This is a genomic window from Citrobacter sp. Cpo221 (genome assembly GCF_030332345.1).
Classification (GTDB): domain Bacteria; phylum Pseudomonadota; class Gammaproteobacteria; order Enterobacterales; family Enterobacteriaceae; genus Citrobacter; species Citrobacter portucalensis.
In genome coordinates this window covers 265,542-282,968 of sequence record NZ_JAOWIA010000058.1, presented here as the reverse complement: position 1 = coordinate 282,968, position 17,427 = coordinate 265,542, and the positions used below count along the sequence as shown (strand labels likewise).

The following is a 17,427-nucleotide window of genomic DNA, read 5'->3' as shown; positions in this document are numbered from 1 at the left end:
CTGTAGGCCGGAAAAAACACAGCTGCCATCCGACGAAGTTATGCCTGATGCGCTTCGCTTATCAGGCCTACGGAGCGCACACATTTGTCGGCCGGATACGCCATCCAATCACACATTAAACAACGCCGTGGTATTACGATACAGCGCGTCAGCGATCACGTCCGCAGGTTCCGGGCGCAGTTCGCATAAGACGTCGAAGACTCTGACTACCTGCTCCGGCCGGTTAGGCTGTCCCTGAAAGCCATTGAGCGGCATATCCGGCGCGTCGGTTTCCAGCAACAGCGATTCCAGCGGTAATTGCGCCATTACCTCGCGGGTTTTACTGGCGCGCGGATAGGTAATGGTGCCTCCCACGCCAATTTTGTATCCCAGTTGCACAAAGCGCTCTGCCTGCTGCACGCTCCCAGAAAAACCATGCACCACGCCAGTTCGCGGCAAAGCATGACGTTTCAGGTGCATCGCCAGCTTGTCATGGGTGCGCCGCGAATGCAGGATCACCGGCAATTCGTACCGCTTCGCCAGCTTTAGTTGCGCTTCCAGCACCCACTCTTGCTTATCGAATTGCGGATCGTCCCGATACAGATCCAATCCAATCTCGCCTAGCGCCACCAGTTTTCGTGGGCGCTTATCCAGCTCCTGTTGCAACTGGTCCAGGCAGTCATCGCTATGTTGTTCAATAACAATGGGATGCAGACCAAGCGCGGCAAACAATGGAGGATAATTTTCCGCTAACGCCAGTACGCGGGGAAAATTCGCCGCCTGTGTGGCCGGAACGATAATGCTCTGTACACCAACCTCCACCGCGCGCTGAATGCTGGCAGATTCATCGCCGGTAAACGGCGGGAAATCAAAGTGACAATGCGTATCGATAAAACGATAACTCACGCCAAATCCTCATTATCAAACGTCGTGTCGTTCGCCTGAGGCGCATTGGTCACCACTGGCACATGGGCATCGTTGGCCACCGGCGCAGGAGGAACTACCACCGGCCCCGGCACCACAATCTTCGGCGTCTGACGAGGCAGCGGCGCATTTTTCGCCAACAGTTTGCCGACTGTCGCCAGAAAGTAACGACCGCACAGGCGTCCGGTTTTGTAATCTTCCCGCAGTGCCGGAATACGGCTGCCCAACGCCATGCTATGGAGTGGTTTTGGCGGATAGATCTCAAAAATACGCAGCTTGCCCGGCGGCTTCTCAATAAAACTCTGGATAGCACGATAGCTGGTCTCATGATGCTGCACCAGATTCAGAAACGGTTGCAGGCTACTTTCACCCAACCAGCGTTCCATACGTTTGAACCACTGCGGGGTGTAGTACATTTGCGAAGGCACAGTGCGAATCACTACCAACGTTTTTGCCCCCTGCTTCGCTGCCTCCTGCACAGGTATGGCATCACTAACTCCTCCATCCAGATAGTTCACGCCGTCCAATACAACCCCTGTGCGGTAGAACCCGGGAATCGCGCTGGAGGCTCGAATGAGGTCGAGCCAGTTTTGCCGGTTCGGCGAAAAATAGCCGGGCGTGTAATCATCGCCCCGACAGGCGCACATATAAAATGCTTTCCCTGCGGCAAACAGGCGCTCGGCGTTGTCCATCGCCAGCGGCATATGCGTTGCAGTCGAATCCACCAGCCAGTCGAGATCGATCAGATTTCCCCCACGCACAAAACGCACCGGGTCAAAAAATTCGCGTCGGGTGGTGTAACGCATAATAACTTTGCGGCCGTAACCGGGCTGGTTACAGAGATAGGCTGAAAGGTTTTGCGCGCCAGCCGACGTCCCATAGTAGAGATCAAAGGGATTGAACTGCGCGCGCATGAACTCATCCAGTACGCCGGCGGTGAAGATGCCTCTTTGTCCCCCGCCCTCGCACACCAGCGCCACACTGCCTGGTTGAAATGGACGTAACGATAACGGCGCAATATTACCGAGCGTGACGGGTATTCTCTGCCCCACCTCTGCCTTCCTGTTGTTTTTGTAATAGAGCAACAAAGTAACGCAAATTGCCTGACGCTAAAACCGTAAAAGCCAGTCCAATGGACTGGCTTAGTAGCAATTTTTCTTTACGGTTTACGTACTAGGGTCGTTTACGCCCGGTAAACAGGCTGACCAGGAACAAAATGATCCCCACCACAAACACAATTTTCGCTGCGCCGGCTGCAGTACCCGCCAGTCCACCAAAACCGAGTGCGGCGGCAATTAACGCGATAACCAGAAATATGATGCCCCATCGAAACATATGCTTCTCCTTTACCATAGTTAATTTCACCGCTTGATATGAGCGCTCAGGCTGCCCATCGGCGATATTTTCAGTGTGGTGCACAACACGCCTCCCGACAAACGTCAGGAGGACGAATTAAGTCTAATTACTGAGTTTTGAGATCGTTTTTGACGCTTTTCACGCCATCAATCGCTTTGGCGATGCTCTCAGCACGATCGCTTTGAGCCTGTGAGTCGACGGTGCCTGAAAGTTGCACAACGCCATCGGTGGTCTCAACTTTCACCTTGCGGGAAGGGACAATACCATCGGCCAGCAGCTTGGCTTTTACCTCACTGGTGATTGCCGTATCGCCCGCATAGCCTTTAACGGAGGTTTCTTTACTATCACGCACATGCAGTTTGTCGCTAACGGAGGTCACGCCCTCAACGCCTTTCGCCACTTTCACCGCTTCTTCGGCCTGTGCCTGGCTTTCAACAAACCCGCTTAGTGTCACCACCTTTTGATCTGTTTTGACGGAAATATCGGTGCTCTTAATGCTTTCGTGGTCCACCAGCGCGGCTTTTACTTTCGCGGTGATGGTGCTGTCATCCATGAAATTACCGACTTTGTTCATAGAGCTATCGACTTTCTGCCCCGCACTTTCGACGCCGGATTGCGCTTTATCCATCGTAGCGTTTTCTGCATAAGCAGAACCCGTTGCAACAGCGGAGGTCAGCATCACGGCCAGCAGCGTTTTAGAAATCTTAAGTCCTGTCATTGTCATCGATGTATTCCTGTATGTTTTGCTAAAAGCTATGCTCTGCCGTTACACGGCCTGAACCAGCAACTAATCTTGTAAGTGGAATAAATATCAGCAATAGACGCTGCAACAGGCAGCCTAAAAAGCATTAAACGCCGATATTTATGTCATCACATTGTTAAATATAGTTCACGATTTCGTGATCGCAGTCAGAATTGATTAAAAAACAGGCAAACAAAAGAAAAACGCGAGGTTTTAAGAACATTCCGCAAGGGATTTAAAAGACAGGAAAAGTTGCAGGACACGGCGGATACCGTGCCCTGGAAGGTCGATTAGTGTTCGCGTGTTTTACGGAACTGAACGTCCGGGTAACGTTCCTGGGTGAGATTCAGGTTAACCATGGTTGGTGCGATATAGGTGAGGTTATCGCCGCCATCAAGAGCTAGCTGAATTTCGTTCTTACGCTTAAATTCTTCGAATTTCTTCACGTCAGAACATTCTACCCAGCGCGCAGTCGCTACGTTGACAGATTCATAAATCGCTTCAACGTTGTACTCGCTCTTCAGACGTGAAACCACCACGTCAAACTGCAGCACACCCACCGCGCCCACGATCAGATCGTTATTGGCGATCGGACGGAATACCTGTACTGCGCCCTCTTCTGACAGCTGAACCAGCCCTTTCAGCAGCTGTTTCTGCTTCAATGGATCCTTCAGGCGAATACGACGGAACAGCTCCGGTGCGAAGTTCGGAATACCGGTGAACTTCATCATTTCGCCCTGGGTAAAGGTATCGCCGATCTGGATAGTGCCGTGGTTATGCAGACCGAGAATATCGCCCGGATACGCTTCTTCCACATGAGAACGGTCACCGGCCATAAAGGTGAGTGCGTCGGAGATCACCACGTCTTTACCAATGCGCACCTGGCGCATTTTCATGCCTTTCTCATACTTGCCGGATACCACACGCATGAACGCCACGCGGTCACGGTGTTTCGGGTCCATGTTGGCCTGAATTTTAAACACGAAACCGGTGAACTTCTCTTCTGAGGCTTCGACGACGCGGGTGTCGGTTTTACGCGGCATCGGCGCAGGCGCCCACTCCACCAGGCCGTCCAGCATATGGTCAACGCCGAAGTTACCCAGCGCGGTACCGAAGAAGACCGGGGTGATTTCGCCCGCGAGGAACAGCTCATGGTCGAACTCGTTGGACGCGCCCTGCACCAGCTCCAGCTCGTCACGCAGCTGCTGCGCCAGGTCTTCACCCACGGCAGCATCAAGTTCCGGGTTGTTCAGACCTTTAACAACACGCACTTCCTGAATGGTGTGGCCTTTACCGGTCTGATACAGGTAAGTTTCATCTTTATAAAGGTGATAGACACCTTTGAACAACTTACCACAGCCAATCGGCCAGGTGATTGGCGCACAGCCGATTTTCAGTTCGTTCTCGACTTCATCCAGCAGCTCCATCGGATCGCGGATGTCACGGTCGAGTTTGTTCATAAAGGTCAGGATCGGCGTATCGCGCAGACGGGTAACTTCCATCAGCTTACGGGTACGATCCTCGACGCCTTTTGCGGCATCGATAACCATCAGGCAGCAGTCCACCGCCGTCAGAGTACGATAGGTATCTTCGGAGAAATCTTCGTGCCCCGGGGTGTCCAGCAGGTTCACCAGGCAGTCATGATACGGAAACTGCATCACAGAGGTGGTAATGGAGATACCACGCTGCTTTTCCATTTCCATCCAGTCAGATTTTGCATGCTGGCTGGAGCCACGGCCTTTTACCGTACCGGCGGTCTGAATGGCCTGTCCGAATAACAGTACCTTTTCAGTAATTGTCGTTTTACCGGCATCCGGGTGAGAAATAATGGCAAAAGTGCGGCGTTTGGCCACCTCTTGCAAATAAGGAGACAACGTCATAGTCAAATCTTCTTAGGTAAGCACGGCAACGGGCCGGGCAAGTTGAATACGAAAAATTGCGGCTATTTTACCCATCAACGGGGGGGAGGCAATCAGTGTTTACACAGGAGCTGCTCCAGTTCGCTTAATGACGCTACGGTCCAGGTCGGCTGAATGCCCGCTGGCTGCTCGCGGTGGTGCGTATTTAGCCAGCAGGTGGATAGCCCGGCGTTAATGCCGCCAAGAATATCGGACTCTGCGGTGTCACCCACCATCAGCACGCGAGAACGGTCAGGATTACCCGCCTGCTCCAGCGCATGGTCAAAAATACGGGGGTCGGGTTTTGCCACCCCAACCTGCTCAGAAATCACCAGCAGGTCGAAATAGTCGCGCAGCCCCGTCCGCTCAAGGCGGATTTGCTGCAACGCGGTAAAGCCGTTAGTAATGATGCCGATTTTCGTTTTATCACGAATCGCATTGAGCAGAGAAACCGCCCCCGGCAACGGTGAGCAGATCTCCGCCATCGCATTGATAAATGCGTCATTAAGCTGGCCCGGTTCAACCTTCAGGCGTTCGGCCCAGCTCTGAAAACGGGCATGCTGCAGTTGTAATGAGGTAATCGCGCCGTTTTGGTAATCCACCCACAGCGGTTTATTCACGGCCTGGTAGTCCTGAAAATCTTCAGCGGTAAAGGTAATGCTAAAGTCGAGAAACATCCGCTGTAAGCCGGTAAACGAGTCAAACGTAAACAGCGTTTCGTCGGCATCAAAGAAAATCCAGTCCCACTTCTTCATCATTACACCTTATCTTACATGCTGATTGGCAACGCCATGATGATGGCGTCTTCGTGACCATCGGCCGTTGTATAGTAGTTGCGACGGATCGTCGCCTCGTTAAAGCCTAAGCTTTCGTACAGCGCGATAGCGGCCGCATTCGAGGCGCGCACTTCAAGCCACAGGGTCAAAATGCCACGCTTTTCCAGCTCATCGATCAGATGCTCCAGCAGCTCACGCCCCAGGCCCCGGCGCTGAAAGTCAGGATCGACGGCGATATTGAACAACGTCGCTTCATCCAGTACGACCTGCGTAATTGCAAAGGCGGCCATCACGTCGTCAACCCTCAACTGAAAATTGAGGTAGCGATCGCCCTGGTTGCTGGCAAATGTTTTTTCACTCCACGGAAAAGCGTGGGCGCGTTTTTCAATCTGAAATGCTGCGGGTAAATCAGTCGGCTCGAGGGAAGAAATCGTGTTCATATGCGCAGATTTGTTGCCATAACGCGGCGCGTGCCGCTGGGTTTTCCCGTAATTCATTAAACGCAGGACTCTCGACCTGAGCGCCCTCCAGCAGCAGCGGCTCTTCGGTTCCCAGCCGCCAGCTATTACAGCGACTGCCTTGCGGCAGCATGGCGACACGGTCAGGCGTCAGTTGTAAAACCTGATCCGGGCTAACGGTTAATGCGCGTAAAATATCGCTGATCAACGGTTCGGTTAGCGCGGGTAACTGTGCAGCAACCATCACCAAACGGACATGCGCAGGAATGGAAATCGCGATCTCGCCCTGCAGTGCGCCAGGACGACGCAACGACCACTGCGTAATGCCCAGTTGCTGTAACTGCCAGTCTCGTCGGGATGTCATAGCGAAACACTCCTGTCTATCAGGGGCGCAAATATAGCAAATTTGTCGAATCCGTGCCATCAAACAACTATAATCCCCCGCTGTACAATTTAAGGAGCATTCCATGTCTGCTTTTACCCCGGCAAGTGAAGTCTTGCTGCGCCACAGTGATGATTTCGAACAAAGCCGTATTCTGTTTGCCGGTGATTTGCAGGATGACCTGCCTGCCCATTTTGAAAGCGCCGCCAGCCGTGCGCACACCCAGCAACTTCACCACTGGCAGGTGCTTAACCGCCAGATGGGCGACAACGTCCGCTTCAGCCTCGTCGCGCAGGCCGATGACGTTGCCGATAGCGATACGCTGATCTACTACTGGCCGAAGAATAAGCCGGAAGCCCAGTTCCAGTTGATGAACATTCTGTCGCTGTTACCGGTGGGCACCGATATTTTTGTTGTCGGTGAGAATCGCAGCGGTGTACGTAGCGCAGAGCAGATGCTGGCCGAATACGCACCGTTAAACAAAGTCGACAGCGCACGTCGCTGTGGCCTGTACCACGGTCGTCTGGAAAAACAGCCGGTCTTTGATGCAGAAAAATACTGGGATGAATACCAGACAGAAAATCTGACCATCAAAACGCTGCCGGGCGTCTTCAGCCGTGACGGCCTGGATGTTGGCAGCCAACTGCTGCTCTCCACGCTGACGCCGCACACCAAAGGCAAAGTGCTGGATGTCGGCTGTGGCGCAGGCGTTCTCTCCGTCGCCTTAGCCAGCCACTCGCCGAAAGTGCGCTTAACCCTGTGCGATGTTAGCGCCGCCGCCGTTGAAGCCAGCCGCGCAACGCTTGCAGCCAACGGCATTGAAGGTGACGTCATCGCCAGTAACGTCTTTTCTGACGTGACGGGTCGATTTGATATGATCATCTCCAACCCGCCGTTCCACGACGGTATGCAGACCAGCCTTGATGCAGCACAAACGCTGATTCGTGGCGCAGTGCGTCATCTGAACAGCGGTGGTGAACTGCGCATTGTGGCGAACGCCTTCCTGCCTTATCCGAAGGTACTGGATGAAGTATTTGGCTTCCACGAAGTTATCGCGCAGACCGGGCGCTTCAAGGTCTATCGCACCATCATGACGCGTCAGGCGAAAAAAGCCTAACTGCTCCAGGCCAGATAAGGCGTTTACGCCGCCATCCGGCGTGACACCGAGCAACGCCGGATGGCGCTATCGCTTATCCGGCCTGCATAAAACACCAAAGCCGAAGAAACGCCTTTTTTTTCGGCAATCACGTTAAGTTCGATAATTAACAGTTGACGCCCTGCATAAAATCTCTAAAATCCGCCCCCGTGGTAACGATACTTTTTGAGTGTCGATGGTATGCGAAGGTGGCGGAATTGGTAGACGCGCTAGCTTCAGGTGTTAGTGTCCTTTCGGACGTGGGGGTTCAAGTCCCCCCCCTCGCACCATAATCCACGTTGATATTGCTCGCACTGGGCGAAGGTGGCGGAATTGGTAGACGCGCTAGCTTCAGGTGTTAGTGTCCTTAGGATGTGGGGGTTCGAGTCCCCCCCCTCGCACCAACGAGGCGATATCAAAAAAATAAGATGACTGTGCGAAGGTGGCGGAATTGGTAGACGCGCTAGCTTCAGGTGTTAGTGTCCTTAGGATGTGGGGGTTCGAGTCCCCCCCCTCGCACCAATTATCTTATTTCCCTCTCGATTTCCTTCTCTGTTTTGTTCATCCCTGATTCCAGTTCATCATTACCAAAACAATGCCACCAATCAGTGCCGCGCATGAAGGTAACAAAACAAAGTGCCGTAAACGTTTGTGGTACAGCATGAGCGAAGTCAGCAGTAATCCTAATACAATCATCACCTTCCATACGTAGACCGACAGGTCGCTATATGCCATCCCGGCAATCAGCATTCCCGGCAGCAGAACACCCCATCCACTGCCCAGCGTACGTTGCAACATGATTTCACCTATGACATTGATAATGATAACCAATATCATATGATAAAATTTCTCATTTGTCAGCCGTGAAGCACTATCAATTATATGAGTTTTACTTAACGATTGATGACATGAATAATCCAAGGTGATAAATTGCTCACCGGTTAGCTCTTCAACTAAAAACAATAAAAACCTCTGCGAATGATACCCCGTTCGTTATTTGTTTTATTTACCAACACACCTTCGTACATTGCAGATAACTAACAATATTTACCTATGACAGTACAATCCTGGCGAACTCTGCGCACAAAAAAATACCAACTCTCTTTACGACTGTTTCTACTGCTCAACGCAGTCTCCGCGCTGTTTACGCTTTTTTTCCCTCTGTTTGCGGTCAAAGCCTTATCAGTACCGGCGTTGCTGATGCTGGTGATGAGTACACTGCTGCTGGTATGGCATGGGAAATACGCGGATAAAAGAATTAATCTCCCTTTTATTTCAATCGTTTTTGGCTTGTTATGGGCGTTACATATATTCTTGAAATATAACGCTCTAGGTCAGAATGATTATTATTTCCTGTTAATAGCGCTGCTCAGCGTACTGTTTATTGGCTCTATCGCTTTTGCCAATAATATCATCGCGTTTACGCTCCACTCACTCCCCTCCGTCGCCGTTTGTTTATGGCTTAACGGCAGCGAACATGGTTTGCGGATTTTCTATTTTATGGCGCTGCCTATGGCCGGTATCGCCATCCAGCATGTGATACAAAAGCGCTACGATGGATTCGCTCAGCAACTGATGTACAAACTGCTGGAGGAGAGGGAAACCCTGAACGGGCTCAGCATGCTCGACCCGCTAACCGGTTTGTATAATCGCCGGGGGCTGCAACACCGGCTCGATACGCTGTTGGCTCTGAGTAATTCGAGGCACTTCGTTCTGCTGTTGGATATCGACCATTTCAAATCCTATAACGATCATTACGGACATATGATGGGCGACCAGGCGTTGATCCGTGTTTCTGCCGCCATCCGAGACTCCGTACGCTCCCGGGATGTGGTGGCGCGTTTTGGCGGTGAAGAATTTATGATTTTGCTGACCGCGGTCGATCCACAGCAGGCCCAGGCTGCCGCCGAACGTATCCGCCAGAAAGTGTACGACCTTAAAATCCCTCACATGTTTAATGAGAGCGTGGCAACCAACGTAACCGTCAGTATCGGCATTGCACCTCTGGTAGAACAGGATATTGATGCTGCTGTCGCCAAAGCGGATAAAGCCCTTTACGAGGCCAAGAATCTTGGGCGTAACAATACCCTGGTCAGCGATGAGCTGCGGGTAAACTGCCCCTCTACCTGAGCTTTCTGTGCGCTGCCGCTCGGGATGGCGACAAAGATCTTGCCATCGCTCAATGTCAATTATAGGATTAGCAATCATTATCATTAAGAATAACATCCTTATATCAACATGGCTTATCGTTCCGCACCGATCGTTGAAGATGTCATCTGGCGTAGCCATCTCCCCTCAGAGATGCCCTCGCTGGCTGCTGCCGTACGCGCAACGATAGCCAAAACTCGCGAGCACCTGCTGGACTTCATTCGTCTTGACGAAACGCCTGTGCCAGGTGCAATGACGCTGCATGAATGGACACAACCGGCGATGCTTAGCTCGTTGCTGGCCGTTTATTCAGACCATATCTATCGCAACCAACCCACGCTACCCCGCGAAAATAAGCCCCTGATTTCTCTTTGGGCGCAATGGTATATCGGCCTGATGATGCCTCCGTTAATGGTGGCCCTACTGACGCAAAAAGAGGCTATCGACGTCTCTCCTGAACATATGCGCGTAGAGTTTCACGAAACGGGCCGTGCGGCCTGCTTCTGGATCGACGTCCATCAGGATCACCAGGCAACAGCTCTGTCCCCTCAACAACGCATGGAAACGCTGATTCTCTCAGCGCTGACGCCGGTTGTGCAGGCGCTGGAAGCGACGGGCGAGATCAACGCGAAGCTTATCTGGAGCAACACCGGATATTTAATTCACTGGTATTTAACGGAAATGAGGCCGTTGCTAGGTGAGGAACTGCTGACCACGCTGCGCCAGACCTGCTTTTTTGAGAAACAACTCTCCTGCGGTCAGGATAACCCTCTGTGGCGAACCGTTGTTCCGCGCGAGGGGCTGTTAGTACGCAGAACCTGCTGCCAACGCTATCGCCTGCCTGACGTTCAGCAATGCGGAGACTGCACGCTGAAGTAAGCGAGGAGCCGTAGCCCCTCGCCAGATATTTATGCAACCTGCTGGTTTTCCTCTTCCATACGCTGCGCCTCTTCTTTTTCCTGCGCCAATAGCTGCTTTTCGTAGACTTTAAAGAACGGGAAGTAGATAACGGCCGACACCAGCGCCAACAGCACCACCAGGATAGCCGCACGATAATCCCAGCCTAATGCCCATGCCGCGCCAACCGGTGCCGGTGCGGTCCAGGGAACCACTGAAATGACCCGCCCAATTAAATCCAGTTTCATCGCCGCCCAGGCCAGCACCGCATTCACCATTGGGGCCAGCAGGAAAGGGATAAAAAACACCGGGTTCATGACAATCGGCGTACCAAAAATCACCGGTTCGTTAATATTAAAAATGCTGGGGACTACGCTCAGACGCCCAATCGAGCGTAGATGAGCCGAACGACTACGCAGATAGCAAATCACCAACCCCATCGTTGCGCCGGAACCACCCACCACAATGAAGAACGTCCAGAACGCTTCCATAAAGATATGTGGTAACGGCGCGCCCTGCGCCAGCGCTGACTGGTTCATCCCAAGATTAGTTAGCCAGAACATTTGCAGCATTCCCGACACAATTGCCGCGCCGTGAATACCCGCAAACCACAGCAGATGGCCAATTAGTACCGCCAGCAGTATCGCCGGGAGAGAATCTGCAGCCGACACCAGTGGTTTAAAGATGGCCATAATGGCCTGCGGGATCAGCATGTCAAACTGCGACTGTATCACCAGGCTCAGCGGGTACAGCGTCAGTACCACCACCAGCACCGGGATCAGCAGATCGAAGGAGTTTTTGATCATCGGCGGCACCTGATCGGGTAAACGGATGCCGATGTTGTGCGCCTTCAGGAAGCGCATCATTTCAACACAGTAAATGGCCACCAGGATGGCGGTGAAAATCCCCGTTCCTCCCAGACTATCAACCGGCATTGTGCCTTTGGTTTTTGGCGCGGCAATCAGCAAAAAAGCCATGATTGATAGCATCGCACACATAAACGGATCTAACTGATGCGACTTCACATAGTGCTTACCCAGGTTATAAGCAATAGCCGCACATATGTAGACCGACATAATCCCCATCGTCATATCAAACGGGGTGAGAATTTGGCCTTCAAACTGTTTTGCCAGATCCAGCCACGCGCGGGCAAATCCCAAGGTGGTATCCGGAGAAAACGGCGGATAGGCAAAAACCAGCAGAAAAGAGCCTACAATCATAAAAGGCATCGCCGAAATAAAACCATCGCGAATGGCCATTACATGTCGTTGCGAAGAGATACGCCCGGCGACAGGACTAACGTAATTTTCAACAAAACGGAAAATCACGTTAAACACAACATGGTTAGTAGACATAGCCGTTCTCCCGTTGTGCAAAACCCTGCAACGGTGCTGGCATCAACACCGCCACCACGTAAAGCCCATTACCACTTTTCGCAACCGTGCCGGGAGGAACACCAGCGCTACCGCTTTTCGAGTTAAGTTTCATAGATGGCTCTTATTATGTGATACAGAGGAAATGACAACTTCAGTATTAATCGTCATTTCAACATTCTGCAACCGGTTACTGTAACCGGTTTCTTTGATTGTGAAGACGATCGAAAAACTGCTCATGTTGCTATGTTGTTACAATAAAATATTTACAGTGTGGTTGCCCCTATGACAAATTACATCCTGCAGTTTTCTGCTGTGCAGGGCTATCTGTAAGCGATAGGGAGAGAAGAATGAGTTTGCAATCAGTACGCCAATTCCTGGCGCAACATGCACCAGATATCGAGATCATCGAATTAAACCAGAGCACAGCAACCGTTGATCTGGCAGCAAAAGCCCATAACGTTGAACCTGGCCAAATAGCGAAAACACTTTCGCTAAAGGTGAAGAACGATATCATCCTGGTCGTAGCAAAAGGCGATGCCCGACTGGATAATAAAAAGCTAAAGAGTACGTTCGGTGCCAAAGCCCGAATGTTAAGTAGTGATGAGGTCGTGAACGCGACGGGGCACCCCGTTGGCGGCGTTTGCCCCTTCGGATTAGAAACACCGATATCAGTGTACTGTGATGTTTCTCTGAAACACTACGCTGAAGTGCTGCCTGCCGCAGGTGCCATCCACAGCGCGGTTCGCATCACGCCTGAAAGGATGGCTGAACTGACTTCTGCCACCTGGGTTGACGTGTGTCAGTAATGTTTCACACGCTAAACCGGCGGCCAAACCCGGCAAGAAACACGTCAACGTTGCCCGTCACGAAACCGCCTGCATAAAAGGCGCTGGCTCTCCAGCACGCAGATACAGCAGGATATCGGCCGCATCCAGTAACCCGGCATCCGAGCTGACCCCCAGTTTGGACATCACATTAAATTTGTGTGCCCGAATGGTTTTGATGTTCCGTTCAAGCTGAACAGCAATCTGTGGCATCGAATAGCCATTCGACATAAAGCGCAGTATTTCTCGTTCTGTCGGACTGAGCATACGGCTTTGATTAATATACCAATGGTTTTTCGTGCCTTCGGTTCCCCGGCCAGGACTGCTTAACGCCGTAAATAACGCGTCCTGCAACACCGTTAACGAAGAAGCTTTACTCACAACGCCATCTAACGGCAAGGGGGACAGGGAACCAATTAAACGCGCTTCAGCGTCATCATCGGCAATCACCACACGGCGAATCCGCGGATAATTTATCGCCAGCTCCGTTAAATAAGCCAACCCTGCCCTGCGATCGGTTCTGATTGCAGATAGGGAAAAAATAACTGCCGAAAACGACATCTTTAACATTGCCTGACTAAAAGCGGGCTGGCTAGAAAAGAGATGAAGTTTATATTGGTCATCCGGCATGGTATTAAATAAACTCTTAATACCCACGCTGCTCATCGTGCACTTTTCTACCAGCGCAACGTTTCTTTTGATGATTCTGCTTTCCATTCCGTGGGTTCTCCATAAACTGAAGGTAAATTAAGTTCTCGCGATCCTTGAGAACTATTTATCCAGGCATACATTTCTGCATTGCTATTTATCGACAAGCGACGCATTGCGCTATTCTTTTGGGCGCTGATTGTTTTATTGCTTTTCTTCAGTAACGTCGCAATCTGATTGATTCCCCAGCCTTTCCCAAGGAGGCGCAATACTTTCCTTTCAGAGAGAGTGAGAACGATAGATCGTGCGCTATGATCTAACAATTGTGGCATAGCGGGCGGAGAGAGCAGCGCCTTGCTTATTCTCTCTGCGCGTGTATTTCCCGCGTGAATGACATTCACTAAACTTTCAATCGGCTCGGCGTCAGAGAGCAGCGAACTGACAGGACACATCAGTAGTTCAACCGCCAGAGGATAAAAGATACGAGATACGAGAAATACCCAGTGAATATCACGATATTGAGATAATAAAGAATAATATTGCTCGCAGACTGAACGAGGATAATTGCAGTCTCCGGTTAAATCAGCAATCACCAAATCAGCACATCGTAGCTGTAATAACGTCAGTTCTTCAACAGAACGACAGTAGGTAAGTTCGTAATCGGAGAACTTTCCCTGCATTATACCTTTAAGACCAGTTTGTATAATCGGTGATTTACTAATAATAATTGCGTTTTTGCAGCGTCCTGGCAACATATCCCCTCCACACTCACCAGTCCGCAATCGTACTTAATTAAATTCTCCTGGGTAGATTAATAATCTTAACTCACAGGAAAATACTCCGAACAATAAGCGGGGTGAATTGTTATCCTTGGTATTTATTTCAAAAAGTATTGACGGCACCATCCAAATAGCGCCAAATTCTAAGCTATTATTGCACAATTACGTATAAATACATTATCTGTACAATTATAATAACTACAATAGATCGTTAGCATGGCTTACGTATTTGCCATCCGGGAAAATAACGCTACATTTCAAACATATCTCCCCCTGAACCTTATCAAACGGGGGAGTTAAGATGCCATAACTGTATCACCTGTGTCTTTTTTCGACACAAAGATTGATCTTAGCCAGAGCCAGCGGGCTCATGCTTCATGATAAAAAGAAGATATTCGTCACTCAAAGAGATCCTTTTCAGTCAGAGCGAACCATGCAAACAGAGCAGTCGTCACAGCGAACGGTTACACGGTTATGTATTCAATGCGGACTTTTTTTACTTCAGCATGGGGCAGAAAGCGCTCTGGTTGACGAGTTATCCACCCGACTCGGGCTGGCACTTGGCATGGATAGCGTAGAAAGCGCCATCTCCTCTAACGCTATCGTCCTGACCACCATTAAAGACGGGCAATGCCTGACATCAACGCGAAAAAATCAGGATCGCGGCATTAATATGCACGTCGTGACGGAAGTGCAGCACATTGTCATTTTGGCGGAACATAAACTGCTGGATATTAAAGGGGTAGAGAAACGCTTTAGCCAGATTAAGCCGCTACGCTATCCAAGATGGCTGGTCGCCTTCATGGTCGGCTTGTCCTGCGCCTGCTTTTGTAAGCTCAATAACGGCGGATGGGATGGTGCGGTGATCACTTTTTTCGCCAGCATGGTGGCAATGTATATCCGTCAGATTCTGGCATCCCGGCATTTGCACCCACAAATTAACTTTTGCATCACCGCGTTTGTGGCGACAACGATTTCAGGTTTGCTGCTGACGTTGCCGACCTTTAGCAATACTCCGACTATCGCTATGGCTGCCAGCGTGCTGCTGCTGGTTCCGGGCTTTCCGTTGATCAACTCCGTCGCGGATATGTTTAAGGGACACATTAATACCGGGCTTGCTCGCTGGGCTATTGCCAGTCTGCTTACGTTGGCGACCTGTATTGGCGTGATCGTGTCGATGACCTTATGGGGGCTGCGCGGATGGGCGTGATCGATTTCATGTTGGCGTTAATGCAGGACATGATCCTGTCGGCGATCCCGGCAGTAGGCTTTGCCATGGTATTTAATGTCCCTCATCGGGCGCTCCCCTGGTGTGCGTTACTCGGCGCGCTCGGTCACGGTTCGCGAATGGCAATGATGAGCGCAGGGTTTAATATCGAATGGTCAACCTTTATGGCATCGCTGCTGGTCGGCTGCATTGGGATCCAGTGGTCGCGTTGGTATCTGGCGCATCCGAAAGTCTTTACCGTTGCGGCAGTGATCCCGATGTTTCCTGGGATCTCCGCCTACACCGCCATGATCTCGGCGGTAAAAATCGGCCATTTTGGCTACAGCGAAGCGCTGATGATCACCCTGCTGACCAATTTTCTGAAAGCCTCATCGATTGTCGGCGCGCTCTCCATCGGACTATCCGTGCCAGGATTATGGCTGTATCGCAAACGCCCACGCGTTTGACGGTGCACTTTCTTTAATACCATGCAGAGAGGGGAATCTCCCCCCTCATCTGCTGCTCTCCTTCTTCTCTGTGTTACTATAAAAGCAGTCCCCTTCTCGGTTGTTGTTCAGTATTGAGAAACATTATGCCCTGCAAAATTTTGACGCCAGACGTCACGAGCATTGACGCCTTACTACACGATCACCACGCCGTGCTGGCCAGGTCCGCGGGTGGCGCCGTAGCCGTATTCGCTAACAATGCACCAGCGTTTTACGCGGTGACGCCTGCGAGACTGGCTGAGCTGTTGGCGCTTGAGGAGAAACTGTCACGCCCGGGAAGCGATGTGACATTAGATGATCAATTTTATGAAGAGCCGCAAGCCGCTCCCGTTGCCGTACCAATGGGGAAATTTGCGATGTACGCTGCCTGGCAGCCTGATGCCGACTTTCAGCGTCAGGCCGCTTTATGGGGCGTAGCGTTGAGAGAGCCGGTTACTGCTGAAGAACTGGCCTCATTTGTTGCCTACTGGCAGGCTGAAGGAAAAGTCTTTCACCATATTCAGTGGCAGCAAAAACTGGCGCGCAGCATTCAGATTGGACGGGCCAGCAATGGCGGAATGCCAAAGCGCGATGTGAACAGCGTCAGTGAACCTGACAGCCACATTCCACCGGGTTTTAGAGGATAACGATGAAAAACGTTGGCGACCTGATGAAACGTCTGCAAAAAATGATGCCACCTAATGTCGAGCCCGCCTTTAAAACGGGCGAAGAGCTGCTGGCATGGCAAAAAGAGCAAGGTGAAATTCGTGCCGCAGCGCTGGCCCGCGAAAACCGGGCTATGAAAATGCAGCGCACATTCAACCGTTCCGGTATCCGTCCGCTGCATCAGAACTGCTCGTTCGAAAACTATCGGGTAGAGTGCGAAGGTCAGATGAACGCCCTGAGCAAAGCCCGCCAGTATGTTGAAGAGTTTGACGGCAACATCGCCAGCTTTATCTTCTCCGGCAAACCCGGCACCGGCAAAAACCATTTAGCCGCCGCCATCTGCAACGAACTGCTGCTGCGTGGTAAGTCAGTGTTGATCATTACCGTGGCCGATATAATGTCGGCGATGAAAGAAACGTTCAGTAATCGTGAAACCAGCGAAGAACAGCTGCTCAACGATCTGAGCAATGTGGATCTGCTGGTGATCGACGAGATCGGCATGCAGACCGAATCCCGCTATGAAAAAGTGATCATTAACCAGATTGTCGATCGCCGTTCGTCCTCAAAACGTCCGACCGGTATGTTAACTAACAGCAATATGGATGAAATGAACAAGCTGCTCGGCGAGCGCGTGATGGATCGTATGCGCCTTGGCAACAGCCTGTGGGTCATTTTTAACTGGGAAAGCTACCGTAGTCGGGTCACCGGTAAAGAGTATTAACGTATTAGGACCACTCCTAAGACCGC

General features: G+C 51.3%; 21 protein-coding genes and 3 tRNA genes. 11 read left to right on the top strand and 13 right to left on the bottom strand.

Annotation, left to right across the window (positions count from 1 at the left end):
- Positions 1 to 108: 108 nt before the first annotated feature.
- The 8 genes from OGY72_RS19005 to holD form a co-directional block, all read right to left on the bottom strand.
- Positions 109 to 885: a metal-dependent hydrolase gene (locus tag OGY72_RS19005; protein WP_126319342.1), complete on the bottom strand. Its 777-nt coding sequence runs from the start codon at positions 883 to 885 to the stop codon at positions 109 to 111.
- Positions 882 to 1,955 (bottom strand): patatin-like phospholipase family protein, encoded by a 1,074-nt coding sequence (locus tag OGY72_RS19000; RefSeq protein WP_003829977.1) that lies wholly within the window; start codon positions 1,953 to 1,955, stop codon positions 882 to 884. Before OGY72_RS19000 ends, OGY72_RS19005 begins: the two co-directional genes overlap by 4 nt.
- A gap of 121 nt (positions 1,956 to 2,076) precedes the next feature.
- A complete protein-coding gene (locus OGY72_RS18995) occupies positions 2,077 to 2,238 on the bottom strand; it encodes a DUF1328 domain-containing protein (RefSeq protein ID WP_003019081.1) in 162 nt (53 codons plus the stop codon).
- A gap of 127 nt (positions 2,239 to 2,365) precedes the next feature.
- Entirely contained in the window at positions 2,366 to 2,983 is a 618-nt protein-coding gene (gene osmY / locus OGY72_RS18990) for a molecular chaperone OsmY (protein ID WP_286548833.1), read from the bottom strand.
- 308 nt (positions 2,984 to 3,291) lie between these two features.
- The gene (prfC, locus tag OGY72_RS18985; RefSeq protein WP_003829982.1) at positions 3,292 to 4,881 is read right to left on the bottom strand and encodes a peptide chain release factor 3; all 1,590 of its coding nucleotides are present in this window, start codon (positions 4,879 to 4,881) and stop codon (positions 3,292 to 3,294) included.
- Positions 4,882 to 4,973: 92 nt separating this feature from the next.
- Positions 4,974 to 5,654, bottom strand: a complete 681-nt coding sequence (yjjG, locus tag OGY72_RS18980) for a pyrimidine 5'-nucleotidase (RefSeq protein WP_003829984.1) — start codon at positions 5,652 to 5,654, stop codon at positions 4,974 to 4,976.
- A 14-nt stretch (positions 5,655 to 5,668) separates the two neighbouring features.
- Positions 5,669 to 6,115: a ribosomal protein S18-alanine N-acetyltransferase gene (rimI, locus tag OGY72_RS18975; protein ID WP_286548831.1), complete on the bottom strand. Its 447-nt coding sequence runs from the start codon at positions 6,113 to 6,115 to the stop codon at positions 5,669 to 5,671.
- Positions 6,084 to 6,497 (bottom strand): DNA polymerase III subunit psi, encoded by a 414-nt coding sequence (gene holD, locus OGY72_RS18970; protein WP_003829988.1) that lies wholly within the window; start codon positions 6,495 to 6,497, stop codon positions 6,084 to 6,086. The genes rimI and holD overlap by 32 nt, the downstream gene beginning before the upstream one ends.
- Positions 6,498 to 6,600: 103 nt before the next feature.
- Between holD and rsmC the strand changes: the two genes are divergently transcribed.
- The 4 genes from rsmC to OGY72_RS18950 all read left to right on the top strand — a co-directional run bounded on the left by rsmC (position 6,601) and on the right by OGY72_RS18950 (position 8,172).
- The gene (gene rsmC, locus OGY72_RS18965) at positions 6,601 to 7,632 is read left to right on the top strand and encodes a 16S rRNA (guanine(1207)-N(2))-methyltransferase RsmC (protein WP_003829990.1); all 1,032 of its coding nucleotides are present in this window, start codon (positions 6,601 to 6,603) and stop codon (positions 7,630 to 7,632) included.
- A gap of 221 nt (positions 7,633 to 7,853) precedes the next feature.
- Positions 7,854 to 7,940, top strand: a tRNA-Leu gene (locus OGY72_RS18960).
- A gap of 28 nt (positions 7,941 to 7,968) precedes the next feature.
- Positions 7,969 to 8,054: transfer RNA gene (locus tag OGY72_RS18955), tRNA-Leu, on the top strand.
- A gap of 32 nt (positions 8,055 to 8,086) precedes the next feature.
- Positions 8,087 to 8,172, top strand: a tRNA-Leu gene (locus OGY72_RS18950).
- A gap of 39 nt (positions 8,173 to 8,211) precedes the next feature.
- Here the strand turns inward: OGY72_RS18950 and OGY72_RS18945 are convergent.
- Positions 8,212 to 8,448 carry a DUF1435 domain-containing protein gene (locus tag OGY72_RS18945; protein ID WP_003019100.1) on the bottom strand — a complete coding sequence of 79 codons (237 nt, stop codon included), beginning with the start codon at positions 8,446 to 8,448 and terminating at the stop codon, positions 8,212 to 8,214.
- Between the two features lie 255 nt (positions 8,449 to 8,703).
- Between OGY72_RS18945 and OGY72_RS18940 the strand changes: the two genes are divergently transcribed.
- Together OGY72_RS18940 and fhuF are read left to right on the top strand one after the other, a co-directional pair.
- The gene (locus tag OGY72_RS18940; RefSeq protein WP_286548828.1) at positions 8,704 to 9,780 is read left to right on the top strand and encodes a diguanylate cyclase; all 1,077 of its coding nucleotides are present in this window, start codon (positions 8,704 to 8,706) and stop codon (positions 9,778 to 9,780) included.
- A 108-nt stretch (positions 9,781 to 9,888) separates the two neighbouring features.
- Positions 9,889 to 10,677: a siderophore-iron reductase FhuF gene (fhuF, locus tag OGY72_RS18935; RefSeq protein ID WP_286548825.1), complete on the top strand. Its 789-nt coding sequence runs from the start codon at positions 9,889 to 9,891 to the stop codon at positions 10,675 to 10,677.
- A gap of 29 nt (positions 10,678 to 10,706) precedes the next feature.
- Here fhuF and OGY72_RS18930 read toward each other — a convergent pair whose 3' ends face one another.
- The gene (locus tag OGY72_RS18930) at positions 10,707 to 12,050 is read right to left on the bottom strand and encodes a PTS sugar transporter subunit IIC (RefSeq protein WP_286548823.1); all 1,344 of its coding nucleotides are present in this window, start codon (positions 12,048 to 12,050) and stop codon (positions 10,707 to 10,709) included.
- Entirely contained in the window at positions 12,040 to 12,183 is a 144-nt protein-coding gene (locus OGY72_RS18925) for a hypothetical protein (RefSeq protein ID WP_003829999.1), read from the bottom strand. Before OGY72_RS18925 ends, OGY72_RS18930 begins: the two co-directional genes overlap by 11 nt.
- Before the next feature lie 235 nt (positions 12,184 to 12,418).
- On the opposite strand from OGY72_RS18925, the gene OGY72_RS18920 reads away from it, so the two are divergent.
- Positions 12,419 to 12,877 (top strand): YbaK/EbsC family protein, encoded by a 459-nt coding sequence (locus OGY72_RS18920; RefSeq protein WP_003830001.1) that lies wholly within the window; start codon positions 12,419 to 12,421, stop codon positions 12,875 to 12,877.
- Positions 12,878 to 12,934: 57 nt separating this feature from the next.
- On the opposite strand, the gene bglJ is transcribed toward OGY72_RS18920, so the two are convergent.
- Both bglJ and OGY72_RS18910 read right to left on the bottom strand, forming a co-directional pair.
- Entirely contained in the window at positions 12,935 to 13,612 is a 678-nt protein-coding gene (gene bglJ, locus OGY72_RS18915) for a DNA-binding transcriptional activator BglJ (RefSeq protein ID WP_123268651.1), read from the bottom strand.
- Complete coding sequence (locus OGY72_RS18910) at positions 13,573 to 14,298, bottom strand: helix-turn-helix transcriptional regulator (protein ID WP_149384484.1); 726 nt, start codon at positions 14,296 to 14,298, stop codon at positions 13,573 to 13,575. The genes bglJ and OGY72_RS18910 overlap by 40 nt, the downstream gene beginning before the upstream one ends.
- A 457-nt stretch (positions 14,299 to 14,755) precedes the next feature.
- Between OGY72_RS18910 and OGY72_RS18905 the strand changes: the two genes are divergently transcribed.
- The 4 genes from OGY72_RS18905 (at position 14,756) to dnaC (ending at position 17,401) form a co-directional block, all read left to right on the top strand.
- Positions 14,756 to 15,532 (top strand): threonine/serine exporter family protein, encoded by a 777-nt coding sequence (locus OGY72_RS18905; protein ID WP_048227138.1) that lies wholly within the window; start codon positions 14,756 to 14,758, stop codon positions 15,530 to 15,532.
- Positions 15,523 to 15,996 carry a threonine/serine exporter gene (locus OGY72_RS18900; RefSeq protein ID WP_003830008.1) on the top strand — a complete coding sequence of 158 codons (474 nt, stop codon included), beginning with the start codon at positions 15,523 to 15,525 and terminating at the stop codon, positions 15,994 to 15,996. The genes OGY72_RS18905 and OGY72_RS18900 overlap by 10 nt, the downstream gene beginning before the upstream one ends.
- Positions 15,997 to 16,121: 125 nt before the next feature.
- On the top strand, positions 16,122 to 16,661 hold the full coding sequence (dnaT, locus tag OGY72_RS18895) for a primosomal protein DnaT (protein WP_003830011.1): 540 nt from the start codon (positions 16,122 to 16,124) through the stop codon (positions 16,659 to 16,661).
- Between the two features lie 2 nt (positions 16,662 to 16,663).
- Positions 16,664 to 17,401 carry a replicative helicase loader DnaC gene (dnaC, locus tag OGY72_RS18890; RefSeq protein WP_003019133.1) on the top strand — a complete coding sequence of 246 codons (738 nt, stop codon included), beginning with the start codon at positions 16,664 to 16,666 and terminating at the stop codon, positions 17,399 to 17,401.
- Positions 17,402 to 17,427 lie beyond the last annotated feature (26 nt).